The sequence below is a fragment of the Stutzerimonas stutzeri genome, from assembly GCF_024448985.1.
GTDB lineage: Bacteria > Pseudomonadota > Gammaproteobacteria > Pseudomonadales > Pseudomonadaceae > Stutzerimonas > Stutzerimonas stutzeri_AP.
The window spans coordinates 34,424-46,721 of sequence record NZ_JAMOII010000003.1 but is presented as its reverse complement, the minus strand read 5'-3'; the positions used below and the strand labels follow the sequence as shown (position 1 = coordinate 46,721).

Genomic DNA, 12,298 nt, shown 5'->3' with positions numbered 1-12,298 from the left:
CAAAAAACAAACCCCGCTGGTTAGCAGGGTTTGTCATCAATGTGGGCCATCGAGCGACGGGCCTCTTCATTGCCGCAGCAAAGGTCAGAACCCCGCTACGTCCTCGGCCTGCAAGCCCTTCTGGCCCTGGATAACCGAGAATTCCACCTGCTGACCTTCGGCCAGAGAGCGGTGGCCTTCGCCACGAATCGCCTGATAGTGAACAAACACATCCGGACCACTACCACGCTGGATGAATCCATAACCCTTGGCATCGTTGAACCACTTGACGGTTCCGGTCTCGCGCTCAGCCATCCTAACTTTCTCCAACTCGATTCTTGTTATTCCCCACCGTGGGGATGGAACGATCCGGCCCGGCTGCAGCAAGCCGTCCGCCCGACAATCTACGGACCAGACATGACAGGTGCGTTTCCAGGCCGTTCGCCGGCTGAGTATAAACAGGAAACTCTCGGCTTCGGTTGTTTTGCAGCCGTTGAGCGCGACCTCAGCCGATCTTGCGCCTGCGCCACAACCACGCCAGCAGCACACCCAGCGTCAGCAGCAGCGGTATCAGGGCGATATTGACGAACTTCAGCGTGCGGCCCAGCGCCTCGATGTCAGCGTTGAGCTGGTAGCGCACCTCGCGCAGCTCTTTGCGGATGCTCAGCTTCTCCTGCATGAAGTTATGCAATGCCGCCTCCTGCTCGGCGCTCAGTTCCAGTGCCTGTCCAGGGTCGGAGCTCTGCAATTCGGAAAGCTTCGCTTCCGTTGCGGCCAGGCGCTGCTGCAGGACATCTTCCGTCTCGCGGAAACGGTTTTCGGCCTGACGCTGCAATTCCTCGACAACCACGAAAGGCCGGGCAAAGCGGCCGCGCGAACGAATGCTGATCAGCGCATCGGTACCGGCGAGATTGTCCAACGCATTGACCACGAAGGTGCCGTTGTCAGCCCAGGGCTGCGGCAGGCGCTGGCCGAAGAAATCCTGTACCTGTACCCACATACGGTCGGCTAGCAGATCAGTATCCGCCACGGCGATGACATTGATGTGAGCCGCTTCCCTAAGGCCCTCAGTGCGTCCTACGATTCCGTCCGGATAGGCCGATTGCGCCGGCCCCTGAATGCGCGCGGCCAGGGTGTAGCGCTCGCCGGTCGGCTGTAGCTCGCGCAGCAGCACTTCGGGATTGTCCAGCGTGGCGAAACGTGCGGCCTCGAACGGCATGGCATAGCCCGAGCTTTGAAGCAGCGGCGTGAAGCGGGTCGTCGCATCTTGCAGCGGCTCGAGGAAACCAGCCGTGGCCACCGTCAGGCTTTCCAGCGAGGCAGTGGTGACATCCTCGGTATCCATGGTGCCTTGAGGCAGGTTCAACCAGCCGGGATGACGGACCGAACGACGCTCGGCGCCAACCCCGACGGACATCGCGTAGGACGCATCCGCTACCACCTGCTCGGCAGCCATGCGCACGCCCCAGGCTTTGAACAGCGGCTCAAGATCGGACGCCTTGTTCTCGCCGAACTCGCCCGGGCCAATGTCCATACCAGGATCGGCTTCGCTGTAAGGATCTACGAACACCAGCAGCTTGCCGCCACGCATGACGAACTGGTCGATGGCGTAGAGCGTCTGCTCGGGAAGATCCTTGGGGTGCACCAGCATCAGCACCGACACGCTGGCCGGGATCATGTCGACGTCGCGCTTGAGACTCTCGATATGGAAAACCTGGCGGATGTTCTCCAGCACCATCCAGGGCTGCGTCGCCTGCTGGGTGCGCATGTCGAAACCGCCATTGATCTGCAACCCGGACAGTACGCCTACGACGGGCATCTGCGGCGCAGCCAGCGTTTGCACCAGGCGGCTGATCTCATATTCCAGAAACTCTTCCTGATCCAGCGGGAAGAACGGAATGCCCTGCGTCTGGCCTTCGGCGTTGATACCGGCAAGGCCGAAATGGATCGTGTCGCCACTCTGGTTCAACGGCACCGCCTGCAGGCCCAGCTCGGCGGCGCGATCTTCCTCTTCCGAGAACGGCTGCGGATCGATCACGTGCAGCTTGATCTTCCCCCCCGCCTCGCGCTCGTAGGCGCGCAGCATTTCCTCGACGCGCCGGGCGTAGTTACGTAGCACTACCAGGTCTTTCACTGCATGGTCGGAGTAGAAAAAATGCAATTCGATGGGTTCTTTGAGCTCATCGAGGATGGTCTCGGTGCCTTCGGAAATGGTGTAGAGCTTCTGCTCGGTCAGGTCCAATCGAGCGCCGGTGAACAGCAGACCGGAGAAGATGTTGAACGCCAGGAACGCGAGGGCGATCAGCAGCAGTCCGGCACCCGAATAAATAACTCGTTTCATGTGGGCTCCCTTATGCCGCTTTCTTCAGATCGACGACCACGGCGGTGGCCGCCAGCCAGGCGATGATCAGCGTGACGAAGTACAGCAGGTCTCGCAGATCGATCACGCCCTTGCTGAGCGAGTCGAAACGGATCAGGAAGCTCAGCGAAGCCACCGCATCCACTAGCCACTGCGGCGCCCAGGCGAAGGCATCGAGCACCATCGGCAAGCCGCTCACGATGAACAGAAAGCACACACTGACTGCCAGGATGAAGGCGATCACCTGATTCTTCGCCAATGCCGACATGCACGAACCTATCGCGAGGAAGGCACCCGCCAGCAGCCAGCTGCCGAAGTAGCCGGCGGCGATCGCGCCGTTATCCGGCTCACCGAGATAGTTGACGGTGATGACCATTGGAAAGGTCAGCAGCAGCGCCATGCCAGCAAACACCCAGGCGGCGAGAAACTTGCCGGTGACCGTCTCGAACAGACTGATCGGCAGCGTCATCAACAGTTCGATGGAGCCAGATTTACGCTCCTCCGCCCATAAGCGCATCGCGAGGGCGGGGATAAGGAATAGGTACAGCCAGGTATGGAAGCCGAAGAATGGCACCAGATCCGCCTGGCCCCGTTCGTAGAAGCCACCCAAATAAAAGGTGAACACCCCGGACAGCACCAGGAAAATCAGAATGAACACATAGGCGAGCGGCGTGGCGAAATAGCTGCCCAGCTCGCGCTTGAAAATCACCGGCAACTGGCTCATAGCGCCTCCCCGCGGGTCAATGTACGGAACACCTCGTCCAGCCGACCACGCTCCACGTTCAGCTCCTTCACCGGCCAACCCTGCTGGCCAATCAACGCATTGATCTGTGGAAAGATCACCTCACCCGGCTTGGCCAGCACCGTGACACTGTGTTCCGGCTCGTTGTGCTCGACCCCCGCCACGCCCGGCATGGCCGCCAGCGCGATCTCATCCAGTGGGCCGTCGCTGACCAGCGTTACCGCCTGGTGATACTTCGAACGACTCTCCAGTTCGAACGGCGTGCCATCGGCCACCAGGCGACCGCTGGCGATTACCACCGCGCGCGTACATACCGCAGTGACCTCTTCGAGAATATGCGTGGAGATGATCACGATCTTGTCCTGCGCCAGCCCTTGGATCAGCCCGCGCACCTGATGCTTTTGATTCGGATCCAGGCCATCGGTGGGCTCGTCGAGGATCAGCACGCGCGGGTCGTGCAGGATCGCCTGCGCCAGCCCGACGCGCCGCTTGAAGCCCTTGGACAGCGTCTCGATCGTCTGGCCGAGCACCGCTTCCAACTCCACCTGCCCCGCCGCGGTATCGACCCGTACGCGCTTGTCCGCGCCGCGATAGCCGCGCACCTCAGCGATGAATTCGAGAAAACCGCGTACCGTCATGTCGCCGTAACACGGCGCGCCTTCGGGCAGATAGCCAATCTGCCGTTGGGCGTGCAACGTCTGGGTCTGGATGTCGCAACTGAAAATGCTGGCCGTGCCAGAAGTCGGCGCGAGAAAACCGGTCAGCATCTTCATGGTGGTGGACTTGCCGGCGCCATTGGGGCCGAGAAAACCCAGCACCTCACCAGGCTGGACGCTGAACGACAGCGCATCGACCGCCGTGTGCTGGGCAAATCGTTTGGTCAGATTCTTTAACTCGATCATTGGCCTCTCATCCATGGATCAAGGCCGGCGCCACGCATGCACCACGCACCCGGCCTGCAAAAATGCCGGCGGAACTATATGAAGATGGGCGCGACGAATGCAACGGACAAAGCGGTTGGGAGATTTACCGGAGATTGCATCGTTCGCCTCGCTCACTAGACTCTCGCAAAGCTACGCTTCTGCTCGTCTCTTAATCGTTAAACATCATGGCTATTTCAGTACCTGAGGAAATTCGGCACAGCTGTCGCAGGCACTCGATATCGTCCAGCGTCATCTGGCATCGACGCTACTGGCAGTGCACTTTTAGGGTTCCGCGCTGAATCGTTAAATTGCTCGATGCCGGCCACTAAGAATGTCTAACAATTCATCAAGCGTTAGATACACCTATCAAATTTCGGTGATAAGCAAATCAAGAGCAGCAATGATTTCATCGCGTTGTGCGGAGAGTTCCGCAACTTGGGTGCCAAGGTGCTTCTTGGCGATACCGGCCAGTTGCGGAGTTACCATCACGTACTGCCTGCCTTCGATTTCAAAGGTTGGCGTGAGGGTCCTGAGGATTTTTCCTTTCATGGCAGAAGCCGTGAGGAGAGGCACCACAACTCGCGTACCCAGCTCGGCGATTAAATCGCTTTGCACATCGAGCAGGAAGGGTACGGCAGCCTTGGTGGCTGAGTTTGTGTTCTTTGTAAACGGCAAACTGAGGCATCAAAAGCTCCGCAGCTCATCGCTGAACACGCCCTGGGCTTCCACGTATTCGTTATAGGCATCGATGGCTTTGCTGTTCTCTGCCAGCCATTGCTCACGCTTTTTTTCTTCAGGGTCTCGACCAGAGCCTGTTCCAATGTCGCGGAGAGGTTGGGCCCGCTTTGGGGCATGAGGGTCAGCTGCGAGCACGGTCTTCACTCCTTGGCTATGCATGCGCAGATGTTGTGCGCATGCCGGCGCTCCGTCAAAGGCGCATCCGACAACAGACGCAACCGTTCGCTTCGCTTAATGGATGGGCAAACGCCACCCCTTTCAGCGCCTCGTCTCAGCTCTTGTCCTCCACATGCCGACCGAAGTTGTCCAGAATGGCCTGCCAACCCTGGCGCTGGAGTTCGGGCGGGTTTTCGGTCTCCGCATCGAACCTGACGGTCACGAGAACGCCGTCAGGGCGCTCGGCAAACTCGATCTCGGCCTCACGGCCATCGCCCATCCGGTATTCGATGAGCTTGTTCGGTATGACGCGAGTGTAGGTCCCTTCGAAGTCGAACCCCAGGCTGCCATCCTTCGCTTCCATGCGCGACATGAACGTGCCGCCTTCGCGCAGATCGACGGTGCTCCTGGTCGTGTGCCAATCATCCTGAGCCGCATTCCATTGCTTGATGTCTGCGGGATTGTTGTAGGCATCCCAGACCTTGCCTAGCTCGGCCTTTACGCGAGTCTCTACGGTGATTTTCATAGCTGTCTCCTTTCGATTTGCGGTTGCCCTGCCCTGTGGTCGAACGGTGAAGTGGAAATTCGACACGGTAGTTGTCACGGCAGATATGCAATCCTCTGGTGCGGTAGCGAACCGGCAAGTGACCTGCCCGCCTATTCCTCGCTTTCAGTCCAGCATGTTAAGGAGGCATCGATGGCATTCGTGACAGGCCTTATGGCAACGCTACTCTTGGCGGGCTATTTGCGTTGGCGCCGTGTTAAAGCATTGGTAGCGATTGCCGGCGTCGGGCTGGTTTTGCCGGCATTGGTGGCGTTCACATCCTTCATCTACCCTGCGGACCCGGAAGCACGCATGTGGGCGGCGATTGCCGTTCCTGTCTCCTATGTATGGGGATTGGCCACCGCTGGTGTGAGCTATGGTGTAGCGGCGCTGGTGCTGAGACGTGATGTCTGAGGCCCGAAGCGCATAACCGTTACCTGAGCTTGCAAGCCCGACTTCCACTGCGATGGAGCCCACGATGCAGAGCGATGAAATCAAAGCCATATTCGATCAACAGGCTTCGAGTTACGACGAGCGCTGGGCCAAGACAGCGCCGATTCGAAGCGCATTGCATTTGCTGCTGGAAGCGGTGCTTGCCGAGCTGCCGGCCGATGCGCGAATTCTTTGTGTTGGTGCTGGCACGGGCGAAGAGATCGATTATCTCGCCAGGCGTTATCCCCTGTGGACCTTTACCGCCGTGGAGCCCTCCGGCGCCATGCTCGATGTGTGTCGCAACAAGGCGGTGAAGGGAGGGTTCGTCTCCCGCTGTGATTTCCATGAGGGATATCTGGAATCGCTGCCTGGCGTAGATACCTTCGATGCAGCAACCTGTTTTCTGGTTTCCCAGTTCATTCTGGAACGGGAAGCCCGAGCCGACTTTTTCCGGACCATAGCCGCAAGGCTTCGCCCCGGCGCGATATTGGCAAGTTCTGATCTGGCATCGGATACGACTTCCAGCGAATACGATGCCCTTCTCGATGCATGGCTGAAGATGATGCAGAAGGCGGATATTCCTGCTGCAGGCCTGGAGCAGATGCGTGCGGCTTACGCCAAGGACGTCGCGATACTTCCTACCTCGTAGATCGCATCTATCCTCAAGGCTGGTGGCTTCGATGAGCCCGTTCTGTTCTATCAGGCCGGGTTGATTCATGCCTGGTTCTCAAAACGCCCAGCTGGCGAGGCGCCATGAGCCGGTCATGGGCACTGCCCTTCCTGATCGCAGCGTTGGCAAGCGTGGCTATCTGGGCTTTGTCGCCCTGGATCACCGGCCAGGCTGAACCCTGGGACGCAGGCCTGTACTACAGCGGCGCGCTGTTGGCAGCAGGATTGCTCTCGGGCGTCACAGTGCCGAAGCCGCTCTGGGCGCACTATCTGGGTGGCATAGTCGGGCAGGCGCTGTACCTGTTGCTGTTCTTGCCGCCCAGCCCCTTGATGGCGGTAGGCCTGGTGTTCCTGTTGGTGTGGTCACTGCTGTTGCTGGTCGGTGCCTATGCCGGTGCTCGTATTCGGACGCGCTGACGACATCCGCCTTCGCCGCTGACGCTACCGAGGCCCGAATAGCCAGCACGCATTGCGCGACGCTGAACTAGTGTTTTCAAGACCGACAACGACTCGCACGACGGAGGAACGCCGATGACCCCAGTAGACCTGGCCAGCATCTATCGGGACTACATCGTTTGTTTGAACGCCAGGGACTGGCCGAATCTGGGGCGCTTCGTGCATGACGAGGTGCGTCATAACGGCAAGCAGATCGGCCTGGCCGGCTATCGCCAAATGCTGGAAAACGACTACGCCACCATTCCCGATCTGCGCTTCAACATCGAACTGCTGGTTGCCGAGCCCCCTTATGTCGCGAGCCGTCTGCGATTCAACTGCTCGCCAAAAGCCCGGTTTCTGGAGCTTGATGTCGACGGGCGGAAGGTTTCGTTCGCGGAGAATGTCTTCTACGAGTTCAAGGGCGGGAAGATCTTCGAGGTCAGCTCAATCATCGACAAGGCCGCCATCGAAGCGCAGCTGTCGACTCGGTCCGAAGGTGCTTGATCCTTCGCACGCGCACACCTCGGCTCGAGTCAGCAGGAAGGCATACCTGCGGTGGAATACGCTGCGCGGTTTTCCACCCTGCACACATCGAGCATCGATTTTTTTGTCCGCTGCCTGCGCTTGCGGCACACTTGCCGCCTTCGAGGGCCCTGCCCCTTTTTAGCCGAATCTTCGTATGACCCGCTCTCCGATCCGCCGTTTTATTTTCTCCATCGTGCGCCGTGTGCTGTATTTCTGGGTGCGCTCGGAAACCATCAACCAGTCAGCCTTCAACCTCAAGCTGGACCGCAGCAGGCCGGTGTTCTATGTGTTGCAACGCGCCTCGCTGAGTGATCTGGCGGTGCTCGATCAAGAGTGTGGCAAGGCCGGTTTGCCACGTCCGGTCGCGGAGGTCGCTGTGGGTAGCCATATCGAGCCGGCGGCATTCATCTTTCTCAATCCCGCCGCGAGCTGGTTCGGTCGACGCACACGGATCGTGCCTCCGGCGCCGCTGGTGCGGCTGGTCGGCGCGCTGGAGCAGAATGCCGTGGACAACGCGCAGATCGTCCCGGTGAGCGTGTTCTGGGGCCAGTCACCGGACCGGGAGACCAGCCCCTGGAAGCTGCTGTTCGCCGACAGCTGGGCGGTGACTGGGCGGCTGCGCAAGCTGCTGAGCATTCTGATCCTCGGACGCAAAACGCGTGTGCAGTTCTCCACGCCGATCCAGCTCGACGAACTGGTGGCAATGAACAAGGGCCACGAGCGCACCCTGCGCATGGTTCATCGCATGCTGCGGGTGCACTTCCGGCAGCAGAAGACCTCAGTGATCGGTCCAGACCTTTCGCACCGGCGCAATATGGTCAAAGGGCTGGTACACGCGCCGACGGTGCGTCAGGCGATCCGCGACGAAGCCGAGCGCGAGAATATTTCCGTGGAGAAGGCCGAGGCCAAAGCGCTGCGCTACGGCAACGAGATCGCCTCGGACTATGCTTATACGGCGGTGCGCTTTCTCGAGGTGGTGCTGTCCTGGTTCTGGAACAAGATCTACGACGGCATCCGGGTCAATCACATCGAGCCGCTGCAGGAGGCAGTGCGCGGGCATGAGGTGATCTACGTGCCGTGCCACCGCAGCCATATCGACTATCTGCTGCTGTCCTATCTGCTGTTCCGCAACGGGCTGACGCCGCCGCACATCGCCGCTGGCATCAACCTCAACATGCCGGTAGTCGGCGGGCTGCTGCGGCGCGGCGGCGCCTTCTTCATGCGCCGCTCGTTCAAGGGCAACCCGCTGTACACCTCGGTGTTCAACGAATACCTGCACACGCTGTTCAGCCGCGGCTTTCCGGTGGAGTATTTCGTCGAAGGCGGCCGCTCGCGCACTGGGCGCATGCTGCAGCCCAAGACCGGCATGCTGGCGATCACGCTACGCAGCTACCTGCGCTCGCCGCGGCTGCCGATCCTCTTCGTGCCGGTGTACATCGGTTACGAACGCGTGCTGGAGGGGCGCACCTACTTGGGCGAACTGCGCGGCGCGCAGAAGAAGAAGGAGTCGATCTTCGATATCTTCAAGGTCATCGGCGCGCTCAAGCAGCGCTTCGGCCAAGTCTGGGTAAATTTCGGCGAACCGCTCAAGCTCAACGCATTCCTGGACAAAGAGCAGCCCGGCTGGCGCCAGCAAAACCTGGCACCGAGCTACCGTCCGGAATGGCTCAGCGGCACGACCAATCGCCTCGCCGAGCGGATCGCCCAGGGCCTCAATGAAGCGGCGGCGGTCAATCCGGTCAACCTGGTGGCGCTGGCCATGTTATCCACCAGCCGTCAGGCGCTGGACCAGCGTTCTCTGGCACGCATCCTCGATCTCTATCAGAGCCTGTTGCGCGCCGTGCCCTACTCGCCCCATACCACGCTGCCGGAAGGCAATGGCGAGGCGTTGATCGGTTACGTGAAGGCCCTCGGCCTGCTGGCCGAACAGAAGGATGCGCTGGGCAACATCCTCTATCTGGACGAGCAGAACGCGGTCCTGATGACCTATTACCGTAACAACGTGATGCACATCTTCGCCCTGCCGGCGCTGCTGGCGAGCTTCTTCCAGAGCAGTTCTCGCATCAGCCGCGCGCAGATCCTGCGCTTCACCCTGGCGTTGTATCCGTATCTGCGAGCCGAGCTGTTCATACGCTGGGAGCCGGAAGAACTGGAGGCGGTGATCGACCAGTGGCTGGCCGCCTTCGTCGAACAGGGCTTGCTCAAGCTCGATGGCGAGACTTATGTGCGCCCGGCGCCCAGCTCGCGGCAGTTCGTGCTGCTCACGCTGCTGGCGCGGGTCATTGTGCAGACGCTACAGCGCTTCTACATGGCGATCTCGCTGTTGCTCAACAGCGGCCAGCACAGCCTCACCGCCGAAGAGTTGGAGACGCTGTGCACGGTGATGGCTCAGCGGCTGTCGATCCTGCATGGGTTGAACGCACCGGAATTCTTCGACAAGAGTCTGTTCCGCCATTTCATCGAGAGCCTTCAGGAGCAAGACGTGCTGCGTCAGGACGAGGCCGGCAAACTCGCTTACCACGACAAGCTTGGCGAGCTGGTCGAAGGCGTAGCCAAACGGGTTTTGCCCGCCGAGATTCGCCTGTCGATCCGTCAGGTGGCGTTGGAACGGCACGCGGATGACATTGCTATCGATCAGCAGGGCTAAAAGCCGCTCGCGTCGGAACCCGGCAGATGGCAACCAGCTCGATCGAGAATCCGATGCAATGACAAAACCTGTACATCCATACAGATAAAGATTGCCTGAAGTCGCTCCGCTGCTCATCCTATGCCCATTGAAAAATGGATAGATGACGGCGATGCGGCTGTTTCTCTGCGAAAAACCCTCCCAGGCCAAGGACATCGCCAAGGTCCTCGGCGCCAATCGGCGTGGCGACGGCTGCTGGCTTGGGCCTGGAGTGACCGTGACCTGGTGCATCGGCCATCTGCTGGAAACCGCCCCGCCGGATGCCTATGACACCCGCTACAAGCGCTGGGTGCTGGGCGATCTGCCGATCATTCCCGAGCGCTGGAAGATGCAGGTCAAGCCGAAAACCGCCAGCCAGTTCAAGGCCGTCAAGCGCCTGCTCGGTGAGGCCAGCGAACTGGTGATCGCCACCGACGCCGACCGCGAAGGCGAGATGATCGCCCGTGAGTTGGTGGAACACTGTCGTTATCGCGGCCCTATCCAGCGGCTCTGGCTGTCGGCGCTGGACGATGCCTCGATCCGCAAGGCCTTGGCCGCGCTCAAGCCCGGCGCCGAAACCTTCAGCCTCTATCATTCGGCACTGGGCCGCTCGCGGGCCGACTGGTTGATCGGAATGAATATGAGCCGATTGTTCACCTTGCTAGGCCGTCAGTCCGGCTATCAGGGCGTGCTGCCGGTGGGCCGGGTGCAGACGCCAACGCTGCGCCTGGTGGTGGATCGCGACCGCAGCATCGCCGACTTCGTGCCGGTGCCTTACTGGAGCATTGAGGTCGCGCTGCGGGCCGACGGCATGCCCTTCACCGCACAATGGCGCGCCGCCGAGGATCGCTGCGACGACCAGGGCCGTTGCCTCGACCCGGAACATGCGCGCCAGGCAGCTACCGCCATCGAAAGCGGTGAGCAGGCGCAGGTGCTGAAGGTACGCACCGAGCGCATGCGTGAAGCGCCACCACTACTCTTCGACCTCGGCACCCTGCAGGAAGTCTGCTCGAAGAAACTCGGCCTCGGTGCCCAGGAAACCCTGGATATCGCCCAGGCGCTCTACGAAACCCACAAGCTAATCACCTACCCGCGCAGCGATTGCGGCTACCTGCCGCTGAGCCAGCACGGCGAGGCCCCGGCGATCATCGCCGCCCTTGGCCGCAGCGATCCGTCGCTGTCCGAACTGCTCACCCACGTACAGCCGCAACGCCGTTCCCGCGCTTGGAACGACGCCAAGGTCAGCGCCCACCATGGCATCATCCCCACCGCCGCCGTTACCGACCTGTCACGTCTGGTCGGCAAGCAACGCGCGGTCTATACGCTGATTCGCGCCCGCTACCTGGCGCAGTTCCTGCCGAATCACGAATACGACCGCACCCAGGCGGATTTCGACTGCGCCGGGCAGGCGCTGCGGGCGGTGGGCAAGGTGATCGTCGAACCCGGCTGGCGCCGCGCGCTGCCCGAGGCGCTGACGCCCGTCAAGGGTCGCGAGCCGGTACCTGCCCAGGCACTGCCGGTGTTGAGCGAAGGCCAGCACTGCAATGTCATGAGCGTAAACCTCAAGGACCTCTGGACCCAGCCGCCCAAGCCCTTCACCGAGGGCGATCTGATCAAAGCGATGAAGAACGTCGCCAAGCTGGTGGACGACCCACGCCTCAAGCAAAAGCTCAAGGACACCACCGGCATCGGCACCGAAGCGACGCGGGCCGGCATCATTCAGGGACTGCTTGATCGCGGCTACCTGACCAAACAGGGCAAGGCGCTGTCGGCCAGCCCGGCGGCCTTCAGCCTGATCGATGCCGTGCCGCGCGCTATCGCCGACCCCGGCACTACGGCAATCTGGGAACAAGCGCTGGACATGGTGCAGAGCGGCGAGATGAGTCTGGAGGAATTCGTCGCCAAGCAATCGGCTTGGATGCGCAAACAGGTGGAACGCTGCCGCGGGCTGAGCCTGACCATCACCGGACCGGCAAGCCCGGCCGGTAACGCTGCGCCCTGGAAGAAGAAACGCAAGGCGACACCGCGCAAGGCTGCCAGCGCTGGAAAACGGAAGTCACGCAAGGCGTCAGTCGAGGCGTAAAGCTTGCCCGCGAAAATGCCATCGAGCCCCAACAGGCTTCGCCAGCAA

The 12,298-nt window shown here is 60.8% G+C and carries 12 protein-coding genes and 1 pseudogene; 6 read left to right on the top strand and 7 right to left on the bottom strand.

What is annotated here, in order from left to right:
- Positions 1-84: 84 nt before the first annotated feature.
- From NA647_RS05725 to NA647_RS05695, 7 genes are all read right to left on the bottom strand, one after another.
- Positions 85-294, bottom strand: a complete 210-nt coding sequence (locus tag NA647_RS05725; RefSeq protein ID WP_256050148.1) for a cold-shock protein — start codon at positions 292-294, stop codon at positions 85-87.
- Between the two features lie 190 nt (positions 295-484).
- Complete coding sequence (locus NA647_RS05720) at positions 485-2,320, bottom strand: GldG family protein (RefSeq protein ID WP_256056823.1); 1,836 nt, start codon at positions 2,318-2,320, stop codon at positions 485-487.
- A 10-nt stretch (positions 2,321-2,330) separates the two neighbouring features.
- The gene (locus NA647_RS05715) at positions 2,331-3,062 is read right to left on the bottom strand and encodes an ABC transporter permease subunit (RefSeq protein ID WP_256056822.1); all 732 of its coding nucleotides are present in this window, start codon (positions 3,060-3,062) and stop codon (positions 2,331-2,333) included.
- Positions 3,059-3,982, bottom strand: coding sequence for an ABC transporter ATP-binding protein (locus NA647_RS05710; protein ID WP_256056821.1), 924 nt, complete (start codon positions 3,980-3,982; stop codon positions 3,059-3,061). Before NA647_RS05710 ends, NA647_RS05715 begins: the two co-directional genes overlap by 4 nt.
- Before the next feature lie 387 nt (positions 3,983-4,369).
- On the bottom strand, positions 4,370-4,618 hold the full coding sequence (locus tag NA647_RS05705) for a CcdB family protein (protein ID WP_256050179.1): 249 nt from the start codon (positions 4,616-4,618) through the stop codon (positions 4,370-4,372).
- Between the two features lie 69 nt (positions 4,619-4,687).
- Complete coding sequence (locus NA647_RS05700; protein WP_256056820.1) at positions 4,688-4,876, bottom strand: type II toxin-antitoxin system CcdA family antitoxin; 189 nt, start codon at positions 4,874-4,876, stop codon at positions 4,688-4,690.
- 136 nt (positions 4,877-5,012) lie between these two features.
- Positions 5,013-5,423, bottom strand: coding sequence for an SRPBCC family protein (locus NA647_RS05695; RefSeq protein WP_256056819.1), 411 nt, complete (start codon positions 5,421-5,423; stop codon positions 5,013-5,015).
- Positions 5,424-5,594: 171 nt separating this feature from the next.
- Between NA647_RS05695 and NA647_RS05690 the strand changes: the two genes are divergently transcribed.
- The 6 genes and pseudogenes from NA647_RS05690 (at position 5,595) to NA647_RS05665 (ending at position 12,250) form a co-directional block, all read left to right on the top strand.
- Positions 5,595-5,855, top strand: coding sequence for a hypothetical protein (locus NA647_RS05690; protein ID WP_256050143.1), 261 nt, complete (start codon positions 5,595-5,597; stop codon positions 5,853-5,855).
- A gap of 64 nt (positions 5,856-5,919) precedes the next feature.
- Positions 5,920-6,630, top strand: a pseudogene (locus NA647_RS05685) (class I SAM-dependent methyltransferase).
- The gene (locus tag NA647_RS05680; protein ID WP_256056818.1) at positions 6,627-6,959 is read left to right on the top strand and encodes a hypothetical protein; all 333 of its coding nucleotides are present in this window, start codon (positions 6,627-6,629) and stop codon (positions 6,957-6,959) included. The pseudogene NA647_RS05685 and the gene NA647_RS05680 overlap by 4 nt, the downstream one beginning before the upstream one ends.
- A gap of 114 nt (positions 6,960-7,073) precedes the next feature.
- Positions 7,074-7,481, top strand: a complete 408-nt coding sequence (locus NA647_RS05675) for an ester cyclase (protein ID WP_256056817.1) — start codon at positions 7,074-7,076, stop codon at positions 7,479-7,481.
- 175 nt (positions 7,482-7,656) lie between these two features.
- On the top strand, positions 7,657-10,149 hold the full coding sequence (plsB, locus tag NA647_RS05670) for a glycerol-3-phosphate 1-O-acyltransferase PlsB (protein WP_256056816.1): 2,493 nt from the start codon (positions 7,657-7,659) through the stop codon (positions 10,147-10,149).
- Between the two features lie 151 nt (positions 10,150-10,300).
- Positions 10,301-12,250 carry a DNA topoisomerase III gene (locus NA647_RS05665; RefSeq protein WP_256056815.1) on the top strand — a complete coding sequence of 650 codons (1,950 nt, stop codon included), beginning with the start codon at positions 10,301-10,303 and terminating at the stop codon, positions 12,248-12,250.
- Positions 12,251-12,298: the final 48 nt, after the last annotated feature.

Excerpts from the sequence above, each read along its gene's own strand:
- NA647_RS05725 (WP_256050148.1), bottom strand. The coding sequence starts at position 294 with ATGGCTGAGCGCGAGACCGGAACCGTCAAGTGGTTCAACGATGCCAAG.
- NA647_RS05720 (WP_256056823.1), bottom strand. The coding sequence starts at position 2,320 with ATGAAACGAGTTATTTATTCGGGTGCCGGACTGCTGCTGATCGCCCTC.
- NA647_RS05715 (WP_256056822.1), bottom strand. The coding sequence starts at position 3,062 with ATGAGCCAGTTGCCGGTGATTTTCAAGCGCGAGCTGGGCAGCTATTTC.
- NA647_RS05710 (WP_256056821.1), bottom strand. The coding sequence starts at position 3,982 with ATGATCGAGTTAAAGAATCTGACCAAACGATTTGCCCAGCACACGGCG.
- NA647_RS05695 (WP_256056819.1), bottom strand. The coding sequence starts at position 5,423 with ATGAAAATCACCGTAGAGACTCGCGTAAAGGCCGAGCTAGGCAAGGTC.
- NA647_RS05690 (WP_256050143.1), top strand. The coding sequence starts at position 5,595 with ATGGCATTCGTGACAGGCCTTATGGCAACGCTACTCTTGGCGGGCTAT.
- NA647_RS05680 (WP_256056818.1), top strand. The coding sequence starts at position 6,627 with ATGAGCCGGTCATGGGCACTGCCCTTCCTGATCGCAGCGTTGGCAAGC.
- NA647_RS05675 (WP_256056817.1), top strand. The coding sequence starts at position 7,074 with ATGACCCCAGTAGACCTGGCCAGCATCTATCGGGACTACATCGTTTGT.
- plsB (WP_256056816.1), top strand. The coding sequence starts at position 7,657 with ATGACCCGCTCTCCGATCCGCCGTTTTATTTTCTCCATCGTGCGCCGT.
- NA647_RS05665 (WP_256056815.1), top strand. The coding sequence starts at position 10,301 with ATGCGGCTGTTTCTCTGCGAAAAACCCTCCCAGGCCAAGGACATCGCC.